Source organism: Bacillus sp. FSL M8-0025, assembly GCF_037975475.1.
Classification (GTDB): domain Bacteria; phylum Bacillota; class Bacilli; order Bacillales; family Bacillaceae; genus Bacillus; species Bacillus subtilis.
In genome coordinates this window covers 981371-1005550 of record NZ_CP150258.1, presented here as the reverse complement: position 1 = coordinate 1005550, position 24180 = coordinate 981371, and the positions used below count along the sequence as shown (strand labels likewise).

The window sequence follows — 24180 nt, the reverse complement described above, 5'->3', positions numbered from 1 at the left end:
CATACACCTGTCTTTCCTTAGATTTTGTATATAAAAAAGGCATGAAGCGTCAGCTCCATGCCTTTTTTAACCGATATGTTACGCACAGCGCTTTTCAGCGCGCGGTCCGACCTAAAAAACCGTTCACGAAAACAGAACAAAAGGTTTGCCGCGCCAATATGAAACTGTTTGATAAACACGCAAATTCCTTGGCATAGCAAACCCTCCTTCCATTCTGATTTCATCTTTTTATCATCATATAAACAAAACCTTTTATTGTCAATCATTACTTGAATAGGAAAAGGTTAATTGTGCTCAAATTCGGGTAGTAGTGTTGTAAGACGCTTTGAAAGGGTGAGAAGGATGTTCCATGCTGACCGTATCATTGTTGCGTTTGACGGAAGTGAAAATAGTAAGAAAGCGCTTCTGACAGCCATTGATCTTGCTAAAACCGTAAATGCCGCTATTACCGTCGCCCATTCACATGATATGAAAGACAATCAGACCGTCATCGACCCGCCCAGACCCGCAGCTGAGGCAAGCTATATCAGCGGAGGCATGACAAGTGTTCCTGATCCGCTGATATCAGATGTAACATCACCTGAGCCAATGATCTATGAAGACCGTACAGAAGAAGTCATCGCCGAAGCCAGAATGATGCTGAATGAACAGCAGGCAGATGGAGATATCGATATATTAGAAGGCGATCCGGCTGAATCAATTATCGAGCATGCAAACCGCATTTCTGCCGATCTGATCGTAACCGGAAGCAGAGACCAAAACAGGCTGAAAAAGCTAATATTCGGAAGTGTAAGTGAAAAGCTTTCAGCGAAATCGGATATACCCGTCCTGATTGTAAAGTGAGCACGCCCTGTGCTCACTTCTTTTATATTCATAATTGTGAAAAAACATAGATTTTCGTTTTTTTCTGTTATAATGCTTTCGTGCCCAAAAGCACAAAAGCATTAAAGATAAATATGGGGTGTTATTTTGGATTCTCAAAAAAAGCTGACGTTTCCGTTAGCCGTCGGTTTATTTATATTCATGTTATGCATTATTATTTCTTGCTTATTCTTGCTTCATGTAGAACCTCATATCCCGCTGTTTTTAAGTGTTGTCATGCTTTCAGCAGCAGCTTTATGGTTTGGATTTCCCTGGAAGAGCATTGAAAAAGGGATTGTAGACGGGATCAAAAACGGCGTACAGCCGATTATCGTTCTAGCGCTGATCGGCATCTTAATCGGCGCCTGGATGTACAGTGGCGCCATACCGACTGTGACAGTTTATGCCCTATCCTTTATTGAACCAAGCCATCTTCTGTTGACTGCTTTGTTTTCATGTATGATCATCAGCACACTTGTTGGCTCAAGCCTGACAACTGTAAGCACAATCGGGGTAGCGCTGATCGGCGTATCGAGCGCCGCTGGCGTTCCGCTTGAATGGACAGCAGGCGCAGTCATATGCGGCGCTTGTTTTGGGGATAAAATGTCGCCGATGTCGGACACAACCAACTTTGCAGCCGGAATAGGCGAAATACCAATCTTTGAACACATTCGCCATATGATGGGCACAACCATTCCAGCTTTGCTCATCACTGTCGTTCTGTTTTACTTTCTCGGTTCATCAGTGTCAGCGGACGCTGCTTCAACCGATAATATTCAGCAGGTCATAACCGGAATAAAAGATGCTGCAAACGTGACACCGTGGGCCCTTCTTTCTCCGCTCTTAGTCGTTTTGCTGGCAATGAAACGGGTATCAGTAATCCCCGTTCTGACTGCCGGAATTATTTCCTCGGGAATTTTGACTGCTATTTTTGTACCCGACAGCAGCCTGCAGGCGTTTATGACAGCTTTGCAAAATGGCACAACTTTCGAAACTGACAATGAGGCAGCCGCTAAAATTATTAACAGAGGCGGACTGCAATCCATGATGGGCTCTGTCTCTCTCATTATGATTGCTTTTGCACTCGGCGGATTGATGGAGAAAATCGGATTGATTTCTGCACTATTGGAAGGCGTCATGAAAGGCATCCGCTCAAAAGGTCGTCTTGTTGCAGCAACTGTCTGCTCAAGCATCGGCGTCAACTTGGCAACCGGCGAACAGTATTTATCGATATTAATACCGGGACAATCATTTAAATCTTTATATGACAAACAAAACATCCAGCGAAAATTTCTGACAAGGTCATTAGAGGACGGCGGAACATTAATTAACCCATTGATTCCTTGGGGCGTCAGCGGCGCATTTATGGCGAGCGCACTTGGTGTTCCAGTCATAGACTACATCCCGTTTACGTTCTTCCTCTATATATCGCCAATGATCTCCATTTTGATTGGATTTGTTAAAAAATAAAAAGAGCCCCGCTGTAAAAAGCGGGCTCTTTTCTTCGTTCATTTATGAAATGCTAGCAGCCTGTTGAATGCTTTCTTGAAAAGCAGCCTGAAGCTGTTTGGTCACCGGTCCGGGTTTCCCGCTTCCGACCGATTGTCCATCGAGCGTCACAACCGGAATAATTTCTGCCGTCGTTGACGAAATAAAGATCTCTTCCGCCTGTTTCAACTCTTCTTCACTGACAGGAGTCTCATCCAGTTTGATCCCATTCTTCTCAATCAGTCCTAAAATATTCATCCGTGTAATTCCATTGAGAATGAGCCGGTTAGCCGGATGTGTTCGCACCGTGCCGTTGATAACCGCATAAACGTTAGAGGATGTACCCTCCGTAACAACGCCGTCCCTAAGTAAAATGGCTTCAAATGCTCCCGCTTCATAGGCCCTTTGCTTCGTCATGACATTATACAGTAAATTCAGACTTTTGATATCACATCTTAACCAGCGAAGATCCTCATCTGTAATGGCCGCCACTCCGTATGCCTGCTCTTGCTCCGGTTTTTTCACCGTAAACGTATAAGCAGTAGTCTGCGGCTCGAGGCCGGCTTCATACTGGTGTTTTCGCGGGGCCACACCTCTTGTTGTCTGAATGTATACCGCTCCCTCACTGACCGCATTTTCCTGTACAAGCTTTTGCAGGTCCCACTCGAGATCTTCTATACTGAATGGCAGTGAAATTCCGATTTCAGCAGCACTTCTGAAAAAACGCTCTGCATGCTCACGTAAGCCGAACAATACTCCTTTGTACACCCTGATCACTTCATAGATGCCGTCACCAAACTGATAACCGCGATCTTCCAAATCGATTGATGCTTCACTGCGCCCAATCAGCCGGCCATTGACTAAAACCTTCATAAAAGCCCTCCCTTTTCGAGATGTCCCTGATGTCATTCAAGCTGTCATTGTCACTAATTCTACCATATTGGACAAGCTGAAAAACAGAAAGATCAAGAGATCTATAGCGGAAAGGAGTTTATTTTTTCCTTAAAATCTGACATTTCGACAAATTTTCTATGTGCTTTCCAGTTTTATTCCTGTATACTTGACTGGTAATACATAGGTTGTAAACATAAGGCATCTTCATAAGCTGCCTGCTGTACAGCATTATGTAGAGATTTTATGCCAATGGAGAGATTGTTATGCGACAAACGAGAGGAGAGGCTTCTCCTTCTGCAGTTTCGCTTGCTTTTAAATTTGCAAGTTTAGCAGTTTTATGTGTGCTGCTTTTGCTTATGGTGATTTTGGGTTATTCTAACAGTTCAACGAAAGCAAAGGAAGTCACTGTCACAACTAACGGACAGCTTCGAGATGAGAAGGAAAGCCTTAAGCTGAAAAACGACTCCCCCGATCTGCTGATAAAACATCTGCAGACAAAGCAGGACATGGGAGATAAAACGGTTTACTTAACCTTCGATGACGGCCCGTCAGCCTTTACAAACCGCTTGCTCGACGTACTGAAAAGCGCTGATGTAAAAGCGACGTTTTTTATGCTGTCACCGCGGATGAACGAATTCAAACAAGCTGTGAAAAGAGCAGAAAAGGAAGGCCACGCACTCGGTTTACATGGCGTTACCCACAATAACAGATTGTTCTATCAAACACCGACATCTCCGCTAAAAGAAATGCAGGAGGCGCGTGACACGCTGCAGGACATTACAGGATATAAAACCGCTCTTGTCAGAACGCCATACGGAAGCAAGCCGTCACTAACCCCCTCACAAATCCGCAATCTTGAGAAAGACGGTTTTGTATACTGGGATTGGACGATTGACAGCATGGACTGGAAATACCGAAATTCAAAGTATGTGACGGCCGTGTTAGAGCAGCTTGAAAATATGGAACACAGCTCTTCAGGCCGCCCGAATGTGATTCTCATGCATGATCTTCCCGCTACCGTAAACGCGCTGCCGGTACTAATCAATAAATTAAAAGAAAAAGGCTATTCCTTCGGAGTGTTAGAGGACACAATGGTTCCTGTTCATGAATAAAAAAGTGAGGCGCATAAAGCGGCTCACTTTTTCATGCCCAAACTTCGGGCAAACTCACCGATTTTTTGATGGATGACCATGTCAAACAAGCTGTCGCAATACGTTGGTTCAAGGTTTATGATGACTTTCTTCATGCCGGGAATCAGGCTTGCATCCTCAGGCACAAATCTAGCCGGAGCCACTTCGAGAGACGTGCCGATAACCAATAAAAGATCTGCTTGATCCAGCTTTTCATAAAGGGTGTCAAAGTGCATGACGGCGTCGCCAAAGAGAACAACATCGGTTTTTAATACCGTTCCGCAAATGTCCCCATTGTTTCCGGCCGCCGTGCACTCCGGCACCTCCCGCTCCAGCAAATGGGGAAGATCATATCGGGCGCCGCATGCCGGACAAGCTGCTGTCTGGATAGAACCATGCAGTTCGTATACATACCTGCTCCCCGCTTTTTTATGAAGACCGTCAATGTTTTGCGTGAAAATATCGACCTGCTTCCCTTGCTTCTCCAGCTCAGCTAAAAGCAAGTGTCCTTCATTCGGTTCAAAGCTGCCGCTCATTTTCATCTGGAACAATTCTTTGAATTTGGGCCAAAACAGACGCGGATGACTTAAAAAATAATCAAGGCTCATCGCTTCCATTCTTGAGGCATCTTCCGTCCAAATGCCCCCTGCTGAACGAAAGTCGGGAATCCCTGATTCTGTGCTCATTCCCGCTCCTGTCAGCACAACAATTCTCTGTGCTTCATGTAGAATATTTTTGAATGCTTCCAACTCAACACCGCCTTTTTCTCTTATTTTACCATGAAAAAGACTCCGCCTCTGTCAGACGAAGTCTCTCTTTTAAGCCCGTTCCTTTTCCTCTTTATTTAGATTCACCTGGAATGGGTCGCTTTCGTGCTTTTGCTTGACAACAACCATTTGGCCGGGATATGCAAACTGGACACCTTCTGCACCTAAAATCTCAATAATTTTATAGTTGATATCCTCTCTAATATTAAGGTTTTCAGCCCAAACCGTCGTTTTTGTATAGAAGTTAAAAAATAAATTGTAGTAGCTGTCGGCAAACGTATCAAAGTTGACCATGATTGTTTCATTATCAACGCCCTCATGCTCTAAGAGCATTGTTCTGAGAGAATGAATGGAGCGTTCAAGATTCTCAATCGGCGTAGCGTAGGACACATGGATGGAAAACGTAATCTGGCGTTTGGTCATTCTTGTCCAGTTCGTGATCGCTTCCATCGACAGCGTAGAGTTCGGCACCGTTACAAGCGCCCCCTGTGCTGTTCTGAATCTCGTGCTCCTAAAGGTAATATCCTCGACTGATCCTGTTACTGTCGACGTCTCCACCCAGTCACCAATTGTAAACGGCTTTTCAGTAATAATAATAATACCGCCGAAGAAGTTGCTGATGGTATCCTTCGCGGCAAGCGCAAAAGCCAGTCCGCCAAGACCAAGGCCCGCTACAAATCCGTTGACATCATAATTGAATTCCTGAGCGATCACACTGACACTGAGCGCAATGATCACAAAACGGAGCAATTTGGATAAAAACGGGGCCAGAATGTCATCCATGTCAAGCTCAAAGCGCTGATTCACCTTATGGAAGATAAACGACGATGTTGCGGTCAAATTACAAAGACCCCAGCACAAGAGCGCCACAATCAGTGAGCGGTATATTTTGCTGATGACCGGCATTTGCTCATCTAAAAACGGTGAATACCGGATCGCTAAAAACAGCCCAAGGGCAACAAAAAACCATCTGGCCGGCTTATCAAACGCCAGAACCACCTGTTTAAAAATTTCTGTTTTCGGCCGGTTTGTCAAATTAAAAAGCAGGTTAAAGAAATATCTTGTGAATAATTTTCTAAGTATAAGAAACACCAGCAAAATCGCCAAGCTGATGCCGATTTGAATGATGATATCAAGCGTAAAATACTGCTGCAGATAATCCGGCATGACTGTCTCCCCTCTATCCCAATCAATTGTTTATTATACTAAAATATTCGTAAAGATGTTCATTTAAATGTCTTTTGCAGCACAAAACCCCGGCGAAACGCCGGGGTCATTTCTCAATTCATCTATCAGCCAGATTCAATAGGGACAGTCACTTACCTTTTTTCGTTTGTGTCTGATCAAGGAGAGTTGCTTTTTGCATTTCAGCATCCGTTTCGGCTTTAATTCTTTCCTCCACTCTGATTCTCCCTTTTCCCATGATCTCGCCTCCTTTTTTGCTATTATAAAGGATCATATTTTGTTGTGAACATGTCGAAAGACCTAATTTTCTGACGAAATGTGTTCTGATACGCTGAGTGTCTTTTTTTAGTTATACGCATTCCTCAGCCCGGACCATTCCGATATGGCAGAAAAAATTCACCAGTTTGTATCGCGGTGCATATATGGATTTGATACAATAACAGAAATGCCCATACGAGGAGCTGACTTAGCTTGTACATCATTGCCCATCGCGGAGCATCCGGCTACGCTCCGGAAAATACGATTGCCGCATTTGACCTTGCGGTGAAAATGAATGCAGATATGATCGAACTGGATGTCCAGCTTACAAAAGACAGGCAGATTGTTGTGATACACGATGACAGGGTTGACCGAACAACAAACGGATCGGGCTTTGTTAAGGATTTTACCTTGGAGGAATTGCAAAAACTCGATGCAGGAAACTGGTACGGTCCCGCTTTTCAAGGAGAGCGTATTCCGACCCTGGAAGCGGTGCTCAAGCGCTACCACAAAAAAATCGGCCTTTTAATTGAACTAAAAGGCCATCCGTCTCAAGTCAGAATTGAAGAAGAGGTAGGACAGCTATTAGGACAATTTTCTTTTTCTATCAATAATATTGTTCAATCCTTTCAGTTCCGCTCCGTCCAAAGGTTCCGCGAGCTTTATCCTTCGATTCCGACAGCGGTCATTACAAGGCCCAACTTTGGCATGCTGTCCAGAAATCAGATGAAGGCCTTCCGCTCTTTTGCAAACTATGTCAATATAAAACACACACGGCTCAACCGTCTGATGATCGGCTCCGTCCATAAAAATGGCTTAAACATATTTGCATGGACTGTCAACAATCAAAAGACAGCGGCAAAATTACAAGCCATGGGCGTGGACGGCATCGTTACAGATTACCCGGATTTCATCATAAAGGATGGCAAACATGAAAATATATAGCACGGTTTTTATCGGAGGCGCGCTTGGCGCCTGCCTCCGATACGGATTAAACTTATGGATACACACCGGTCAGTTCCCGGCGGCAACCTGGCTGGAAAATGCGGCAGGCAGCCTTCTATTAGGCATTTTGACCGGATTTTTTATGATCGGGGCAAAACGGCCTCTGCTGTCGGCTTTTTTAGGCACCGGCTTTTGCGGAGGCTTCACAACAATGTCCACATTTTCTAAGGAAACAGTGATGCTTTTGCAAGGACAACCCTCATTGGCTCTTTTATATATGGCAGCCTCATTGATATCAGGGATCATATTTGCACTGATTGGTGTTTTTGCGGGACGGCGCATAGCAGGCATTCAGCAAAGAAAGGGGCTGCAGGAAAGATGACACTAGCGGGTATTTTCATAGGGGGCGGACTTGGCGCAATGCTTCGCTTCTGGCTTGGCAATGTCATAACCGCCAAAACCAAAGGTCTCAGCCTGCCCATTGGCATACTGACAGTCAATATTCTCGGAGCTCTCGGGCTCGGAATATTTACAGGACTTCACGTTGCAAATGCTTCGGTCTCGCTTATCATCGGCACGGGGTTTTTTGGCGCCTTTACGACCTTTTCCACCTTCAGCGTTGAAAGTATTCAACTCCTTATGGCCAAACGTGTAATAGAAAGCATCTTGTACATCGCCCTGACACTTTGCGGGTCGCTTTTGGCATTTTGGTGCGGCTGGACAATCACAATATAAAAAAACCTTGAGCTTATTTCTCGCTCAAGGTTGCACTGTTCAGCATCACAGGCTCAGGCAGCGGCAGCTTGTGGTGCGCCGTAATCCCGGTTGTGTTGCCGGCTTCTTCTTTTATATCGATTTGCTTGATTAATCGGCCGTCCATCTTCAGCACCTTTATCGTATATGAACCGATGCGAATGGATTCACCAGCCTCAATATCGATGTTTTCTTTTAATATCAGCCCGCCGATCGTATCGACATCTTCTTGAATCGATGCGCCAAGAAGGCTGTTCACCTGATCGATCCGAACCTTTCCATCCATCACATAATGTCCGTCGCCAAGCTTTTGGATCAGCGGCTGTTCATCTTCATCAAATTCATCTCTGATCTCTCCGACAATTTCCTCAAGAATATCCTCTGTCGTCACAAGTCCCGAGGTTCCTCCGTATTCATCCGACAATATAGCCATATGAATGCGCTCGCGCTGCATTTTAATCAACAAGTCATGAACCGGGATCGTTTCAATCACTTCGATGACCGGCCTCACATACGGATGGATCGTCATCTTCATTCGTTCTTCTTCTGTCATAAACAGCAAATCAGAAAACAAATGCTTCGTATTGACCAAACCGATCACACTGTCTTTGTCTCCATCTGTGACTGGCCAGCGCGTGTATTTTTCCTTCAGCATGACTTCGAGCATCTCGGCCATCGTCATCTCAGTTGACACAGCAGCCATTTCCTTCCGCGGTATCATAATTTCTTTGGCGATCCGATTATCAAATTCAAAAATCTTATTCACATATTTATATTCAGACGGATTAATCTCTCCGTTTTTTAAACTCTCAGATAACAGCATCCTGAGTTCTTCCTCAGAATGGGAACCATCATGTTCTGACGCAGGCTTCAAACCGAACATCCCGCATAAAAGCCGCGCCGATCCATTGAGGATCCAAATAAACGGAAACAGGAGCAAATAGAATAAACGCAAAGGGCCCGCTATCAGTAAAGTCAGCTGTTCTGCCTTTTGAATCGCGACCGTTTTCGGGGCCAGTTCACCAACAACAACGTGCAGGAACGTGATCAAGCCGTACGCGACTGCAAAAGAGGCTGCATGTGAAACCGAGTCCGGCAAGCCGAGCGGTTCAAACAATGGATGCAGCAGCCGTTCAAAGGCCGGTTCACCCAGTACGCCAAGCCCGATTGATGTCAATGTAATGCCCAGCTGGGATGCGGATAAATATTCATCCAAATCTGTAATGACACGCCTTGCGAGTATCGCCCGTTTGTTTCCTTCTGTGATAAGCTGATCTATTCTGGATCTCCTTACTCTAACAATCGCAAACTCGCTTGCAACGAAAAACGCGGTTAAAGCAATGAGCACGCCAATTAAAATCAGACTGTCAATATCGTCCATTTAACCCTATCCTCTCAACAAAGGATAAGGAGTCACCTCCTGATATAATCATTTTTCCTTAACATTGAGGTACGCGGTGTATTGTTGCCTAAGCAGAGGGCCCCATCATACCACCTCCAAAAGTCAAAGTTTGATTATAAATTGTATATTTTATTGTAACACAACTCATTCCAAAAATGATTTTTAATTTTTAGACTTTTATCATGAAGAAAGCCTTAACTGCATGCCTGCTTGTCAATTCTGCGCCTGTCTGGATTGGAAGAGGAAGGATTTTGCGGATATAAAAAGAAAACAGCCTTGAAAACTGTTTTCTTTTCTTTGCCTTCTTAAGCAAAATCTTTATATAAAGAAATGAAAATGTCCCGTGAGTTTTTAATCTGCTCGATCGGCACACTGAAGGATAATCGGAAATGCCCGCTCATTCCAAAACCGCTGCTCGGCACAATTAATAATTTGTATTTTTGGGCGGCATGCACGCAAAATGCAACTTCATCTTCAATCGGCGATTTCGGAAAAACAAAGAAACCTCCCTTTGGCATTTCAAATTCAAAACCGGCTTCTTTTAAAATGTCTACCATTAAATCCCGGCGCTCTTTATAAGCGCTCGCGTCTACTCTTAAATCATCCATTCGTGCCACAGCCCGCTGCATCATGACAGGGGCATTCACAAATCCAAGCGTTCGATTACAATACACAAAAGCGTTGATCAAAAGGTCCGCATCCGGCATTCGGCTGTCCAATCCGATATACCCGAGCCGCTCTCCGGCTATGCCGAGATCTTTACTGAATGAGCTGGCCAATATCACACGATGGTACGATTGAAACGGATTTGCCAGCTCTTCATCATAGATTAATTGACTGTACGGTTCATCAAACAGCACATAAATCGTCTGGCCGCTCTTCTCTTCTATTTCTTTTAATAAAGCGCCTAAATCGTCTATATTTTTCTGGCTGAGAACAGTGCCTGTGGGGTTATGCGGTGTATTGAGAATCAGCCCTTTCGTCTGTGGAGTGATCGATTGCCTTACCGCTTCAATGTCGATCTCAAACCGGCTTGTCAACGGGCAGCTGACGGCCTTTCCCCCGTAGTTCTCAATATACAACTTATATTCGGCAAAATAAGGTGCGAGAATAATGACCTCTTCCCCAGGGTTTACGATGCTTTTTAACGCAACATTCAAAGCGCCTCCCGCACCCACCGTCATGACGATACGCTCCGCTGAGAAATCAGCTTCAAAACGTGACCCCAGAAATTGCGCGACTTTTTCTCTCGCTGCAGGAAGCCCTTGATTTTGTATGTATCCGTGGCTGCCTTTTTCAGCTTCCTCTATTAACGCTCTCTTAAAAGCTTCAGGCGGTTCAACAATCGGGTTGCCGAGTGAAAAATCAAATACCTGGTCTTCCCCGAACTCCTTCTTCAGCCTTGCACCTTCATCAAACAGCTTGCGAATCCATGATCCTTTATTTAAATTTTCTTCAACTTCCCGGGATAACCCAGCCAATTTCATCTGTCCCTTCCGCATATAAAAATTTGAAAATTCTATCTTCCTATGTTACTTCAATCAGATGATGAATTCCACAACTTCCAATTCCGGTCTGAAAAAAACAATAAACTTGTGCAAGACACCGTTCATATATTAAACTATTCTCATAACTATAACGTGATGGTTGGGAGGGATATAGATGGGGCTGAGACTTATCGCATCAGTGAACTAGCGGCACTCGCCGGAGTAACGAAACGGACAGTTGATTATTATACGAATCTCGGTCTGCTTACGCCGGCCAGATCCTGTTCAAATTACCGTTACTACGACGAAAATGCACTCAAACGACTTATATTTATTGTAGATTGCAAGAAGCAGCGATTGGCCCTGTCCGATATTAAAGATCGACTGGAGAACCAGTTTCCCTCTTCAGCTAAACTTGATGATGAAATTGGAAATCTGGCATTAGAAATTGATCATATGAATCAAAACATCTCCGGAATCTTGCATCGGTTTGAACGGCTGAAGCCCGAGGATCGTGACAAGCTGAAAAGCAAACTCCCGCCTGAAAAGCTCGCCGTGTTCCAATCATTTATGCTGCTGTTAAGTTAAAACCATTTTATCTAACAGGAGGTGTTACCTTCATTCTCATTGCTAGAGTGAAGGTTCTAATTGGACATAGTGAATTTGATTTTAGTTGCTGTTTTAATCGCCCTGACGGCATTTTTCGTGGCATCTGAGTTTGCCATTATCAGAATCAGAGGCTCACGGATCGATCAGCTGATCGCGGAAGGAAATAAAGCAGCAATAGCCGTAAAAAAAGTGACCACGCATCTTGATGAATATTTATCTGCGTGTCAGCTCGGAATTACATTGACTTCCATCGGATTAGGGGTTTTAGGTGAATCAACGATCGAAAGGCTGCTTCACCCGCTTTTCGTCCAAATGAACGTTCCAGGTTCCCTTTCACATGTCATATCGTTTATTTTTGCGTATGCCATTATCACGTTCTTACACGTTGTTGTCGGAGAACTTGCACCTAAAACAGTCGCTATCCAAAAGGCGGAAGCAGTGTCTATGCTGTTTGCGAAACCGCTGATTTGGTTTTACCGCATCGCGTTCCCATTCATTTGGCTTTTGAACAATTCCGCACGGTTATTGACCAAAGCATTTGGCCTGGAGACCGTTTCAGAAAACGAACTGGCACACTCAGAAGAAGAGCTGCGAATCATTTTGTCTGAAAGCTATAAAAGCGGTGAAATCAACCAATCAGAGTTTAAATATGTGAATAAAATCTTTGAATTTGACGACAGGCTCGCGAAAGAAATTATGATTCCGCGGACCGAAATTGTCAGCCTTCCGCATGATATCAAGATTTCTGAAATGATGGACATCATTCAGATTGAAAAATATACCCGCTACCCTGTGGAAGAGGGCGATAAAGATAACATTATCGGGGTTATTAACATTAAAGAAGTGCTGACCGCCTGCATAAGCGGTGAGGTATCTGTTGATTCCACCATTTCTCAATTCGTCAACCCGATCATTCATGTCATTGAATCTGCGCCAATCCAAGACCTGCTTGTCAAAATGCAAAAAGAGAGGGTCCACATGGCCATTTTGTCTGATGAATACGGCGGTACTGCCGGGCTTGTGACGGTTGAGGACATCATTGAGGAAATTGTCGGTGAAATCCGCGACGAATTTGATATTGATGAAATTAGCGAAATCCGCAAAATCGGCGAAGGCCATTATATTCTTGACGGAAAAGTGTTAATTGACCAAGTAAACGACCTGCTAGACATTCATTTAGAGAACGAAGAAGTCGATACAATCGGCGGCTGGTTCCTTACTCAAAAATACGATGTTGAAAAAGATGATTCCATCATCGAAGAGGGCTGCGAATTCATCATTAATGAAATTGACGGCCACCACGTGGCATATATTGAAGTGAAAAAGCTTCAAGAAGAAGAACTTCTGGAGACAGCTAACCAGCAGGAAGCATAATAAGAAAAGCACCTTGTATAAGGTGCTTTTCTTATTTTCACAGTTCAGGGCAATCTCTCAGAACGCCTTATAGCTGATCAAGTTTATTCTCTAGTTCTTTAATCCGCTGATTCAAAGCCTCTGTCATTGCTGCAAGTCTTTCCTTTGAAGGCAGGTGGGCAAAATCAGCCTGGTGAAGAGGCTCACCGATAATCAGCTTCATTTTTCCTTTTTTGAATAACTCTTTTCCGCTTGAAGGGCCCTGATATGCAGCGGGGACAAGCGGCGCTTTCCCCATTTGCGCAATCGTCACCGCACCTCTTTTCAAAGGCACATCCTCAGAGGTTCTTGTTCCGCTTGGGAAGATACCGACGATCTCTCCTTCTTTCAGCAGCTTAATCGGCGTTTTAATACTGCTTGGCCCGGGATTTTCCCGATCTACCGGAAAGGCATGAATTTTCTTCAGAAACGAACCGATCCATTTATTTTGAAAAAGCTCTTTTTTCGCCATGTAGTGTATTTGATAAGGAAGAATCCCGACTCCGAGTGTAATCACATCAACCCAGCCGGAATGTGTACACGCGATGACAAAACCTGAATCGGCCGGAAGGTTTTCTTTGTTATACACCTTCACTCCTCCGCGAAGAGAAAGAATAACTTTTAAAGCATTTGCACAAAACTTATACATATCGCACTTCCTTTGTCGTAATCAATGATTCTTTCTGTCATCTATTATAACAACATTTTTTATTACCTGATACTAATTTTTAAGATTTCTCCCGTTAAAACGCCAAAAAGCTGAGGATTCGCCCTCAGCTTTTGTTATATTTCCTCTCTGGTCGGCGGGGCCATAAACTCCGGTCCGACAGGGTCTGATATCGTATTTTCCAATATAGTATTGATATCTTTCTGATCTTCACTGTTCAACGTCCAGCCTGTAATCTCAGATAGGGCCTCAAGCTGCCCAGGCTTTCTTGCTCCCCAAAGAGCGATATCCGCTCCCGGCTGATCTAAGATCCATCTGACAGCCAAGTGAATCACTGATTTTCCATAACGTGTCTTCGCCAGCTTATCCAATTGATTCACAGCAGAAAGATACTCTTTAAAGCGGGGCTTCTGGAATTTTGGATCGTGATTACGCAGATCATCGCCCTCAAATGTATATTCTTCAGTCATTTTGCCTGTTAACAGCCCTCTGCATAAACTGCCGTATAATAATGTTGTTATCTTGTTATCTTTCGCATAAGGAAGGACACTCTCTTCCATCTCTCTTTCAAACAGATTATATGGAGGCTGAATCGTATGGAGAGGTGCGACGGCGCGAAATGTATCCATTTGCTCAATTGAAAAATTGCTGACGCCAATCGCCCGGATTTTTCCCGCATCATATAATTCCTTCATGACTTCAGCCGTTTCTTCAATTGGCACAAGCGGATCGGGCCAATGCACCTGATAAAGATCAATATAGTCTGTTTGAAGCCGCTTCAAAGAATTCTCAACTTCCTCTACAATTCTCGCTCTGTTCGCATGGCGGAACAGCTGGTTGTTCTTCCAGTCCAGAGCCGTTTTCGTTGCGAGAATCACCTGGTCTCTTTTGCCGTACTCTTTGATTGCCTTTCCGACGATTTCCTCGGACTGCCCGAAGCCGTAAGCCGGCGCGGTGTCAATCAGTGTAATCCCCTGATCAAGAGCGGCGCGGATTGTTTCAATCGATGTTTTTTCGTCAGTGCCTCCCCACATCGTTCCGCCAATGGCCCATGTGCCGAGGCCGATTCTGGAGGCTTCTATTCCTGTATCTGCTATACTGGTATATTCCATTGTGCCACTCCTTCACTTTTTCACTATCTTTTCCCCTCTGGAAAAAATGTTAAACATTTCTCCGCACTATCTTTTGGGGCCATTTTTGGGTACTATATAGTAATGGTGTTTGATTAGGTATAAAAAAGCCGTTTGCATGTAATGTGCAACTTTAAACCTTTCTTATGCGTGTATAACATAGAGGGGAGAAAAGGCAGTGACGATCGATGAAATTTACCAAATGTACATGAATGATGTTTACAGGTTCCTGCTCTCCATGACAAAAGACAAGCATCTTGCTGAAGACTTACTGCAGGAAACCTTTATGCGGGCATACATACACATTCACTCCTATGATCACAGCAAAGTAAAGCCCTGGCTTTTTCAAGTGGCGCGAAACGCCTTCATTGATTACGTCAGAAAGCATAAGAAAGAAGTAACCATTTCTGATGACTTAATCGGAAGCCTCTTTCAAAATGCTGTTCAAAGTCCTGCCCATCAGGTAGAGATAAAGGAAGTGCTGACTGGTTATATGTCCGAGCTCCCCGATAATTATCGGGAGGCCTTAACGCTATATTATTTAAAAGAGTTAAACTACAAAGAAGCATCCCATATTATGAATATTTCAGAGGCGAATTTTAAAAGTGTTTTATTTCGTGCCAGACAGCGGCTGAAAGCACTTTATAATAGAGGTGTTAATGATGAATGAAGAATTTAAAAAGCGTTTTGATCAATATAAAAATGGGGAAATGAGCGACCAGGAAATGACTGCATTTGAGGAAGAACTTGAGAAGCTCGAAGTATATCAGGAACTGATTGAAAGCGAACTCGAGGACGATAACGATTGGGATCTCAGCATCAGTCCTGAAAAACAAAAAGCGATTTTAGCCTACGGCAAACGCAAGTCTTATTTGCGAATTTCTGTGCTTGCCGTCATTTCGACATTGATGATTTTGCCGCTTTGTACGCTGGGAAGCTACCTCTATTACGGAATGGGTGGAAAACACAGCACCGGCAATGAGTTTATGGAAACTGCCGCAGTCACTGTAGCCCTGACCATGCCGAATGTTCTTGTTGATACTTCCGGACTGAAAAGCCAAGTGAAGCTATTTGGGATGAATACGGAATTCCCGCTGCAAAAGCAGATTGGCACGAAGACGGCTGCCGTAGGGAATGAACGGGTTGAAATGTTTTATAACAAAGTAAAAGCGCCGGCAGTAAACTACTATGACTTAGAAGTGAATAAAACCGGCCATTACTTTACACATCCTTCAAACAAGTCTGAACAAACGACCGCAAAAGCAGAAAAAACGTTAAGCACATTGCCTGAAGGAACGGTATCAGAGGTCTACCTTTCATATGACCGTGCATATCCGACAAAAGACGTGTATAACAAATTCAAAGGCTATGATGTGAGCTTTTTGTGGAACGCAATCGAAACAGAGAAAAACACAAATAAGACAGCTTCCACAGAACCTCTTGGCTATCCTGGAAAGGATTCAAAGTTCTTGGCCGCCCTTAATACAAAAGGCAAGTCGAATGGCGATCAGTTTATCAACGCCCTGAAATTCATGTCCAAACACGAAAAATGGGCTCAGGTCATTTCAAAACGGAAAGACCTGAATGTAGATAACCGATTAGATTATGTAGAGAAAAACGGTGTCAATGTATACGGTTCGGTCGTTACAGGGCCAACCAAGGAAATCCAGCGCATGCTGAAAAATAAATCTGTAAAATCAGCGAATGTCGGCGAGGTGGAATTATGGAACTGGTAAGAATTTTTAAAGAACACAATGTATTCGGCTGGATCTCTGTCGGGACAGCGGTTCTGTCCCTGCTGTTGCTGAATTTGGCCATTATCAGCAACGTCACGTTTTATTCCTATCAAATGCTTCCGTTCGCCATGGCTGCCGTTCCGTTCGGCGTTGTTGAACTCTTCATCAAGAGAGGGCGCACAGGTCCAGGCCTGCTCGGCGTCATCCTTAATCTCTTTGTGATTATTTGTGTGTATACCATTGTATCTGTAGATACGAATTTACAGTTTGGCTTTTAAAAAAGACGCCTTTTCAGGCGTCTTTTTTTCATTACACCGGTTTTTGGAACAAATAACTTTCTATAGTAAAACCCATTTTATCTGTATAAAATCGATGTGCGTCTTTACGCTGAAGGCCAGATGAAAGACTGACAAAACCAAGTCCGGCTTTTCTCGCCCAGTCTGAGGCATAATCCAAAAGCATTTTGCCGTATCCCTTTGATCGGCAAGGTGCCGTTGTAACAAGATCCGCAATCCACAAGTGCTCTCCTTTATGAATGGAAACTCTCGGCAGAGCCCCGCACAGCGCTCTGATTGCTGTATTTTCATATAAGGCAAACAGCATATACGATTCTTTCTGCACACAGGCTTCAAGCCTTTGTAAATACGTCTCTATATCCAGTTCTGTTCTCAATTCACTCATAATCGGATACGACTCAGCCCATTCTTCTTTCGAGGTTAATTGTTTCATATGGATCATCTTCTCAATCCCCTTTCCTTTCGTTACAATGATCATAGCTAATAAATGGCATTAGCCAAATAGCCAATATCAGAAAAAATGACCATGCCAGATATAAGGAGACATGAGATGGATATCACGCCGTTTCTTGATAAAAAGAGCAAAACACCGCTGTATGAGCAGCTTTATACCTTTTTTAAACAAGAAATTTCACATGCGCGAATCACAAAGGGAACAAGACTTCCGTCAAAACGCAGGCTTTCCAGCTTGCTCGATGTCAGCACGGCAACTATAGAACGAGCTTACGAGCAATTAACTGCTGAGGGCTATGTCAAAAGCAAGCCAAAAATCGGCTGGTTCGCGGCGGAAGTAGAACCAGGCTTCCCGACAGCCCCTGACCATTTTCATCAGTCTGCACAGCCGGGATTACTTGAAAAGAACGCACCTGCTATTGACTTCCATCAGGGCAGCGTTGATCCGACCCTCTTTCCCTTTAACGCATGGAGAAAAAGCATAGTAAAAAGTCTTGAGCGCTATTCCGGATTGTTTCACACCTCTGGCGACCCTCAAGGAGAATACGAACTCAGACACATGATTGCCCGATTCGTCAGGCAGTCTCGGGGAGTAAATTGCGAGCCCGGCCAGATTATCATCGGCGCAGGAACCACCGTGCTTCTGCAAATTCTTTGCCTTTCGCTAAAGCCAGGTACAAAAATCGGTTTTGAAGAACCAGGCTTTCACCGTTCAAGAAGGATGTTTGAAGCAAATCACATGGATGTCACTCCGATTTGTTCTGATGCAGAAGGCGTCCTGCCGGATGAGCTCTACCGTCAGAATCCTTATCTCATGTATACGACTCCTTCGCATCAGTTTCCGATTGGGACCATTATGACGATTACCCGCAGACAGGAGCTGCTGGCATGGGCGGCAGAAACAAATTCATTCATTATAGAAGATGATTACGATGGAGAATTTCGCTACAGCGGCCATCCCATTCCGTCTTTACAGGGTCTTGATCCGAATGGCAGAGTCATATATCTGGGCACTTTTTCAAAGTCACTTCTGCCTTCCTTGCGGCTCAGCTTCATGATTGTGCCCCCTGAACTCATGGAACCGATCAAAAGCAATGCTCAGTTAATGAAGCAGACCGTTTCTGCCCACTCGCAATTGGCACTGGCAGACTTCATCGAAACCGGAGAGTGGCAGAAACACATAAATAGAATGAGAAGCTTATACCGAAAAAAACACGCTATCCTGTTAGAAGCCATCCGCTCTGAACTGGGTAACACCGTTGAGATTCTCGGTAAGAACTCGGGGCTTCACATCCTGCTGCGCCTTTTGTTTCCAGCAAGTGAGGAAGAAGCAATACAAGCAGCCGCAGACCACGGTGTAACCATCTATCCCGTGTCTCCCTCATATAAAGAACAGACGCCTTTTGCTTCTGTCTTAATCGGTTATGGCGGTTTGTCAGAAGAGGACATCAGGCTCGGCATCCAAAAACTGAAAACGGCATGGGCACCGTTGATATCATCTTATTAAATAAAAAACAGGCCCCGGAAACGGAGCCTGTTTTTTAAAATGATAAAATTCCGATTAAATTTAAGAACACGATAATAATGGCAAGCGGCACGATAAAACGAAGCAAATAAAACCATGTGTAAAAGAATGCTTTACCTGCATTTGATCCATCTCGCATTTCAGCCAAGAGTTCGCTTTTCGAAATTTTAAGCGGGATAAATAGAGAAATTAACAGAGCGCCTGAAGGCATCAAAACATTGCTGACGGTAAAGTCGGCAATATCAAAAAATGTTTTGCCAAATAGGTGCACATCACTCAAAACGCCATAAGACAAGCAGCATGGGATTCCGACCAAAAAGATCAAAAGCCCGCTCGTCCATGACAGTTTTTTTCTCTTCTTTTCGTCCCCTTTTCCGATTGTGGCAACGATAATTTCAACCATCGAAAATGCTGAGGTTAAGGCTGCAAATAAAAATGCAACGAGAAAGCCGATAAAAAACAACGTGCCGAACGGTAGCTGTTCAAAAACGGCCGGAAGCACTGTAAACAGCAGTGTCGGTCCTTCATTTGGCTGAAAACCGAATGAGAAAACCGCCGGAAAAATAGCCAAACCTGCCAAGAGTGTCACAATGATATTCATCAAGACAATGGAGGCTGCCGAACGAGGGATATTTTGTGTTTTCGGCAAATAGGAGCTGTAGGTCACCATCACCGAAACCCCCAGTGTTAACGTAAAGAAGGCCTGTCCCAGCGCGAATAATATGGATTCCGGAGTCAGATCGCCGAAATGAGGCACAAGCAGAAACTTTACGCCTTCCATTGCACCATTAAGCGTAAGAGACCGAAGAACGAGCAGAATAAACAATAAAAACAAAATCGGCATCATCACCGCGCTTACCCGTTCAATCCCTTTTTGAACCCCTCTTGCGACAACGATGACAGTAAGTACCATAAAGACAAGCTGAGCCGCGAGCGTCTGCACCGGATTTTGGATAATAGAAGCAAAAAGAGCGCCATACTGTGCTTGAGAAAGCCCGGACAGTGAGCCTGACGCCGTTTTTACGATATACAGCAAAATCCATCCCCCAATTACACTGTAAAACGACAGCACTAAGAAACACGCGGCTACGCCGATCCACCCCGTAAGAAACCAAGCTGATCGCGGCGCTTCTTTTTTATATGCATCAATGGCATTCGTCTGGTTCCGTCTTCCAAAAATAAATTCCCCCACCAAAAGCGGATAGCCTAAGAGGATGGTAAATAACACGAAGATAAGAAAAAAGGCTCCTCCCCCATTGGTCCCCGCTACGTAAGGGAACTTCCAAATCGCGCCCAAGCCGATAGCCGAGCCGGCCGCTGCCATGACGAAACCGATTTTCGAAGCCCATTGGACTGGTTTTTGCTCAGACAATAAACGTCACTTCCTTTCCAGCCTATATTATCTCTTATTTTTGTCTTCATTTCTATAGATTCATTTGCGAAGAACAGAAAAGAGAGCGGCCTGTATGGCCGCTCTCTTTATCAAAAGGTTATTTATTGATTTAATTTTGAATGCTTTCTTGAATACAGGAAATAGATTACCAAGCCGATTAACAGCCACACTAGGAAGCGGACAATCGTCACCCACCCCAGATTTAAAATCAAGAACAGGCAGAACAGAATCGCCAGGCCCGGGATAAACGGAACTCCCGGGCATTTAAAGGCTCTCGGAAGATCCGGCTGTTTCTTTCTCAAAACGATAACTGCCACAGAAATAAGTACAAATGCCGACAGCGTCCCGATGTTCACCAGCTTTGCAAGTTCATCCAGCGGAACAAGTGAGCCGAGAAGCGCCGACATCGTTCCGAAAAACCAAGTGGCCACATAAGGTGTTTTGTGCTTTGGATGCACTTTAGAAAGTGAACCCGGCACAAGTCCGTCACGCGACATGGCAAACATGACGCGGGTCTGCCCGTAAAGCATCACGAGCATAACTGTTGTCATTCCCAGCACGGCGCCAATATCAATGATGCCTGCCACCCAATTTTGCCCTGCGCTTTGAAGAACAAGAGAAACCGGATGATCCACACCCGCAAATTGAGCAAACGGGATAACCCCAGTCATGATGGCTGATACGGTGACATATAAAATCGTGCAGACCAGTAAAGAGAAAATAATGCCTTTAGGCAGATCCTTCGCGGGATTTTTCGTTTCTTCCGCAGCAGAGGATACAGCGTCAAATCCGATAAAAGCAAAGAATACGAGCGCCGCTGCACTGAACACGCCGCCAAAGCCCATTGGCATAAACGGCTGCCAGTTGTGCGGCTTCACGTAAACGGCTGCCACCGCGATAAACAGCAGAACAACCAGTATCTTCAAGATAACCATGATATTGTTGACTCTTTTTGATTCTTTGATGCCTAAATAAAGCAAATATGTGATCGCCATTACAATGACGAATGCAGGAAGATTAAACAGGGTAAAGGTGCCTTTCACTGCGCCCGGTGCCGCTGTTAAAGCAACCGGAAGATGAATTCCGAGCCCTGATAAAAACGATTGGAAATAACCAGACCAGCCGACCGACACTGCACTTACCGCCAGCATGTATTCTAAAATTAAATCCCACCCGATAATAAAGGCCATAAGCTCTCCCAATGTCGCATAAGTGAATGTATACACCGAACCTGAAACAGGCACACTTGACGCAAATTCCGCGTAAGACAGGGCGGCGAATAAACAAGCCAACGCCGCCACAACAAATGAAATGGTCAGTCCGGGACCGGCCGTGACTGCGCCTGTTCCCGTCAGAACAAAAATCCCTGTGCCAATAATGGCGCCGATTCCAAGCAACGTTAAATCAAATGCCCCTAATTCTCTTTTTAAAGACTTTTCCCCGCTCGTCGCAGCGATTAAATCCTGAATGCTTTTCTTCCTAAAAACGCTCCCTTTCATTCCCCTTCAACTCCCGATCATCTATTTTTATATATTTTATTTGAATTTTCTGAATTCATGAGTAACAATGGTCATTTTTCTTTTTTTCTACTATATTTGTACTGGTCGCGAATCATTCCTTTCTCCTACTCAATATTATATATAAAATTGCAAAAATGAAAACAAAATTGTTAGAAAAATCGACAAATTTTTTATTTTGAAATTTTTCATCACACAAAAAAACCAGCTCTGGAGCTGGTTTTTCGTTGATCACGTTGAAATAAAACGGCCGCCATTCACATGAATGGTCTGCCCTGTCATATAGGAAGATTCGTCAGACGCCAGCAGAACATAGGCGCCTGCATGCTCAACCGGCTGTCCCGGTCTTCCCATTGGGGTATCCAAGCCGTGCTGTTTCACTTTTTCCTCAGGGAATGTCGCCGGAATAAGCGGTGTCCAAATCGGACCGGGCGCCACCGCATTCACTCTGATGCCTTTATCTGCAAGCGACTTCGCCATGGAACGCGTAAAGGAAACAATCGCACCCTTTGTGCTGGAATAATCAATTAACGCCGTATCCCCTTCATAAGCGGTAATCGATGTCGTATTAATAATGGCACTCCCCTCTTGCAGGTGAGGCAAAGCTTTCTTCGTCATATGAAACATGGAAAAAATATTTGTGCGAAAGGTTTTTTCCAGCTGTTCTGTTGAAATATTGAGAATGCTGTCCTGGGGATGCTGTTCAGCGGCGTTGTTCACTAAGATATCGAGTTTACCAAAATGGTCCACTGTTTGCTGCACAGCTTGTTCACAATGGTTCTCGTCCCCAACATCTCCCGGGATAAGCAGGCAGCGGACATTCTCCTTTTCGATCCGTTTACGTGTTTCCTCTGCGTCCGAATGCTCGTCTAAGTATAGAATGGAGATATCAGCCCCCTCTTTAGCAAAGGCAATAGCTGCTGCTCTCCCTATTCCGCTGTCGCCTCCAGTAATGATCGCAACTTTTCCTTTCAGTTTTCCGCTTCCCCGATAATCCTCGTCCTCTGACAGCGGCAGCGGATTCATTTTTGACTCAATGCCCGGCTGTCTGTCCTGATGCTGCGGTTCTTGTCCTTCTGTTTGTCTGTCCATTGGGTTCACCATTCATCACTCCTAGACATGTGGTTGATACTGAACGTTACCACACGACAGAAATGAATAAACGCCAAAATATGTTATGAAAGAATTTCCTCGGGAATGGCACCGGTATATTGCGCTGACGGGCGGAAAATCATGTTGTTTTCTGCCTGTTCCAGTACATGGGCGCACCACCCTACCATTCGGCTTGCTGAAAAGGTCGGAGTAAACAATTCATCGTCAAAATCGATGGCCTTCATCACTGCAGCCGCGTAAAATTCAACATTTGTGTACAGCTTTCGTCCCGGTTTGTAGATTTCTAGCAAACGAATCGCTTCTGCTTCTACATGCAGCGCAAGATCAAGATCACGGTCATTGCCGGCCACCTCTTCTGCTTTCTGTCTCAAAGCTTCTGCCCGCGGGTCTTTTGTTTTGTACACCCTGTGGCCGAATCCCATCAAGCGCTCTCCTTTTTCAAGTTTTTCTTTCAGATATGCTTCAGCATGTTCCTTTTCTCCAATGTCTTCAAGCATTTTTGTCACCGCAGAAGGAGCGCCTCCGTGCAGCGGACCTTTCATCGTGCCGAGAGCAGCCGTGACGGCTGACACTAAATCACTCTCTGTTGATAACGTGACTCGTGCCGAAAAAGTGGATGCATTCATGCCGTGCTCCATGGCCAGAATCATATAGGTTTCAAGCGCTTTCTTTTTTGCCTCTGAAGGCTGTTCGCCTGTGAGCATATAATAGTAGTTTTCGACATGTCCGTACTGGGAAGAAGGTGCAATTGCTTGTTCACCGCGCGTCCATCTTTTTCTGTATGCAATGATGGAAGGCGTGATTGCAATCAGCCGGATTGCTTCTTCTGTTTTCGGATGGAATGTGTACGTATTTTCCCCCAATGCTGAAACAACCGTTCTCAGCACCGACATATCGTCCATGTTGTTTGGCAGTGATTGAATCAAGCGCTCAATATGTTCCGGAAGATTCCGTTCCGCAGCCAGCTTATCTTTAAATACCTGGAATTCTTCAGTTGAAGGCAGTTTTCCAAATAAAATCAAATAAGCCGCTTCTTCAAAGCTATGATTCAGTGCGATGTCTTTTGCATGATGTCCTCTGTAAATCAGACGCCCTTTTTCACCATCAATATGGCTGATTGATGTTTCCACACATGTAATTCCCTTTAATCCGTAATGTACCATTTGTATTCCCCCTATC

The 24180-nt window shown here is 44.5% G+C and carries 26 protein-coding genes; 12 read left to right on the top strand and 14 right to left on the bottom strand.

Annotated features, from left to right (window positions below):
- Positions 1-17 precede the first annotated feature (17 nt).
- Entirely contained in the window at positions 18-179 is a 162-nt protein-coding gene (locus MKX38_RS05205) for a hypothetical protein (protein WP_010886461.1), read from the bottom strand.
- Positions 180-342: 163 nt separating this feature from the next.
- On the opposite strand from MKX38_RS05205, the gene MKX38_RS05200 reads away from it, so the two are divergent.
- Both MKX38_RS05200 and nhaC read left to right on the top strand, forming a co-directional pair.
- Entirely contained in the window at positions 343-843 is a 501-nt protein-coding gene (locus tag MKX38_RS05200) for a universal stress protein (protein ID WP_033883044.1), read from the top strand.
- A gap of 126 nt (positions 844-969) precedes the next feature.
- Positions 970-2331, top strand: a complete 1362-nt coding sequence (gene nhaC, locus MKX38_RS05195; protein WP_033883042.1) for a Na+/H+ antiporter NhaC — start codon at positions 970-972, stop codon at positions 2329-2331.
- A 42-nt stretch (positions 2332-2373) separates the two neighbouring features.
- On the opposite strand, the gene dat is transcribed toward nhaC, so the two are convergent.
- On the bottom strand, positions 2374-3222 hold the full coding sequence (dat, locus tag MKX38_RS05190) for a D-amino-acid transaminase (RefSeq protein WP_017695386.1): 849 nt from the start codon (positions 3220-3222) through the stop codon (positions 2374-2376).
- A gap of 284 nt (positions 3223-3506) precedes the next feature.
- On the opposite strand from dat, the gene MKX38_RS05185 reads away from it, so the two are divergent.
- A complete protein-coding gene (locus MKX38_RS05185; RefSeq protein WP_032725295.1) occupies positions 3507-4355 on the top strand; it encodes a polysaccharide deacetylase family protein in 849 nt (282 codons plus the stop codon).
- Between the two features lie 23 nt (positions 4356-4378).
- On the opposite strand, the gene srtN is transcribed toward MKX38_RS05185, so the two are convergent.
- The 3 genes from srtN to MKX38_RS05170 all read right to left on the bottom strand — a co-directional run bounded on the left by srtN (position 4379) and on the right by MKX38_RS05170 (position 6563).
- Positions 4379-5122, bottom strand: a complete 744-nt coding sequence (gene srtN / locus MKX38_RS05180) for a sirtuin NAD-dependent deacetylase (protein ID WP_273796250.1) — start codon at positions 5120-5122, stop codon at positions 4379-4381.
- Between the two features lie 69 nt (positions 5123-5191).
- Entirely contained in the window at positions 5192-6307 is a 1116-nt protein-coding gene (mscY, locus tag MKX38_RS05175; RefSeq protein WP_015383218.1) for a small-conductance mechanosensitive channel protein MscY, read from the bottom strand.
- A 148-nt stretch (positions 6308-6455) separates the two neighbouring features.
- The gene (locus tag MKX38_RS05170) at positions 6456-6563 is read right to left on the bottom strand and encodes a YhdX family protein (protein WP_009966908.1); all 108 of its coding nucleotides are present in this window, start codon (positions 6561-6563) and stop codon (positions 6456-6458) included.
- Positions 6564-6796: 233 nt separating this feature from the next.
- Here MKX38_RS05170 and MKX38_RS05165 point away from each other — a divergent pair, with 233 nt between their 5' ends.
- The 3 genes from MKX38_RS05165 to crcB are packed head-to-tail and all read left to right on the top strand — an operon-like array spanning position 6797 to position 8263.
- A complete protein-coding gene (locus MKX38_RS05165) occupies positions 6797-7528 on the top strand; it encodes a glycerophosphodiester phosphodiesterase family protein (RefSeq protein ID WP_339188858.1) in 732 nt (243 codons plus the stop codon).
- Positions 7515-7910, top strand: coding sequence for a CrcB family protein (locus MKX38_RS05160; RefSeq protein ID WP_033883038.1), 396 nt, complete (start codon positions 7515-7517; stop codon positions 7908-7910). Before MKX38_RS05165 ends, MKX38_RS05160 begins: the two co-directional genes overlap by 14 nt.
- On the top strand, positions 7907-8263 hold the full coding sequence (crcB, locus tag MKX38_RS05155) for a fluoride efflux transporter CrcB (RefSeq protein ID WP_003233320.1): 357 nt from the start codon (positions 7907-7909) through the stop codon (positions 8261-8263). The genes MKX38_RS05160 and crcB overlap by 4 nt, the downstream gene beginning before the upstream one ends.
- A 13-nt stretch (positions 8264-8276) precedes the next feature.
- Here the strand turns inward: crcB and MKX38_RS05150 are convergent, their stop codons facing one another.
- Both MKX38_RS05150 and MKX38_RS05145 read right to left on the bottom strand, forming a co-directional pair.
- Positions 8277-9662, bottom strand: coding sequence for a hemolysin family protein (locus MKX38_RS05150; protein WP_003233322.1), 1386 nt, complete (start codon positions 9660-9662; stop codon positions 8277-8279).
- 326 nt (positions 9663-9988) lie between these two features.
- Positions 9989-11170, bottom strand: coding sequence for a pyridoxal phosphate-dependent aminotransferase (locus MKX38_RS05145; protein WP_015383213.1), 1182 nt, complete (start codon positions 11168-11170; stop codon positions 9989-9991).
- A 156-nt stretch (positions 11171-11326) separates the two neighbouring features.
- Between MKX38_RS05145 and cueR the strand changes: the two genes are divergently transcribed.
- Positions 11327-11758: a Cu(I)-responsive transcriptional regulator gene (gene cueR, locus MKX38_RS05140; protein WP_010886460.1), complete on the top strand. Its 432-nt coding sequence runs from the start codon at positions 11327-11329 to the stop codon at positions 11756-11758.
- Between the two features lie 60 nt (positions 11759-11818).
- On the top strand, positions 11819-13153 hold the full coding sequence (locus MKX38_RS05135; RefSeq protein ID WP_080529113.1) for a hemolysin family protein: 1335 nt from the start codon (positions 11819-11821) through the stop codon (positions 13151-13153).
- Positions 13154-13220: 67 nt separating this feature from the next.
- Here the strand turns inward: MKX38_RS05135 and MKX38_RS05130 are convergent, their stop codons facing one another.
- Together MKX38_RS05130 and akrN are read right to left on the bottom strand one after the other, a co-directional pair.
- Positions 13221-13820, bottom strand: coding sequence for a 1-acylglycerol-3-phosphate O-acyltransferase (locus tag MKX38_RS05130; RefSeq protein ID WP_003233335.1), 600 nt, complete (start codon positions 13818-13820; stop codon positions 13221-13223).
- Positions 13821-13954: 134 nt separating this feature from the next.
- A complete protein-coding gene (gene akrN, locus MKX38_RS05125; protein WP_003245422.1) occupies positions 13955-14950 on the bottom strand; it encodes an aldo/keto reductase AkrN in 996 nt (331 codons plus the stop codon).
- A 196-nt stretch (positions 14951-15146) separates the two neighbouring features.
- Between akrN and sigM the strand changes: the two genes are divergently transcribed.
- Genes sigM through MKX38_RS05110 form a run of 3 tightly spaced genes read left to right on the top strand, consistent with a single transcriptional unit; the run spans position 15147 to position 16982 of the window.
- The gene (gene sigM, locus MKX38_RS05120; RefSeq protein WP_003224177.1) at positions 15147-15638 is read left to right on the top strand and encodes an RNA polymerase sigma factor SigM; all 492 of its coding nucleotides are present in this window, start codon (positions 15147-15149) and stop codon (positions 15636-15638) included.
- Positions 15628-16704 carry an anti-sigma factor gene (locus MKX38_RS05115; protein ID WP_015252469.1) on the top strand — a complete coding sequence of 359 codons (1077 nt, stop codon included), beginning with the start codon at positions 15628-15630 and terminating at the stop codon, positions 16702-16704. The genes sigM and MKX38_RS05115 overlap by 11 nt, the downstream gene beginning before the upstream one ends.
- Positions 16692-16982, top strand: a complete 291-nt coding sequence (locus MKX38_RS05110) for an anti-sigma-M factor (RefSeq protein WP_003233341.1) — start codon at positions 16692-16694, stop codon at positions 16980-16982. The genes MKX38_RS05115 and MKX38_RS05110 overlap by 13 nt, the downstream gene beginning before the upstream one ends.
- A 31-nt stretch (positions 16983-17013) precedes the next feature.
- Here MKX38_RS05110 and MKX38_RS05105 read toward each other — a convergent pair whose 3' ends face one another.
- Positions 17014-17442: a GNAT family N-acetyltransferase gene (locus MKX38_RS05105; protein ID WP_015715580.1), complete on the bottom strand. Its 429-nt coding sequence runs from the start codon at positions 17440-17442 to the stop codon at positions 17014-17016.
- Positions 17443-17550: 108 nt separating this feature from the next.
- Between MKX38_RS05105 and MKX38_RS05100 the strand changes: the two genes are divergently transcribed.
- Complete coding sequence (locus MKX38_RS05100) at positions 17551-18960, top strand: PLP-dependent aminotransferase family protein (protein WP_339188850.1); 1410 nt, start codon at positions 17551-17553, stop codon at positions 18958-18960.
- A gap of 34 nt (positions 18961-18994) precedes the next feature.
- Here MKX38_RS05100 and MKX38_RS05095 read toward each other — a convergent pair whose 3' ends face one another.
- The 4 genes from MKX38_RS05095 to citA form a co-directional block, all read right to left on the bottom strand.
- Positions 18995-20350 carry a sodium-dependent transporter gene (locus MKX38_RS05095; protein ID WP_167408013.1) on the bottom strand — a complete coding sequence of 452 codons (1356 nt, stop codon included), beginning with the start codon at positions 20348-20350 and terminating at the stop codon, positions 18995-18997.
- Positions 20351-20472: 122 nt separating this feature from the next.
- Complete coding sequence (gene bcaP / locus MKX38_RS05090) at positions 20473-21870, bottom strand: branched-chain amino acid transporter BcaP (protein ID WP_003233350.1); 1398 nt, start codon at positions 21868-21870, stop codon at positions 20473-20475.
- Positions 21871-22119: 249 nt separating this feature from the next.
- Entirely contained in the window at positions 22120-22989 is an 870-nt protein-coding gene (locus MKX38_RS05085) for an SDR family oxidoreductase (RefSeq protein WP_015483011.1), read from the bottom strand.
- 74 nt (positions 22990-23063) lie between these two features.
- On the bottom strand, positions 23064-24164 hold the full coding sequence (gene citA / locus MKX38_RS05080; protein ID WP_339188846.1) for a citrate synthase CitA: 1101 nt from the start codon (positions 24162-24164) through the stop codon (positions 23064-23066).
- Between the last annotated feature and the right edge of the window lie 16 nt (positions 24165-24180).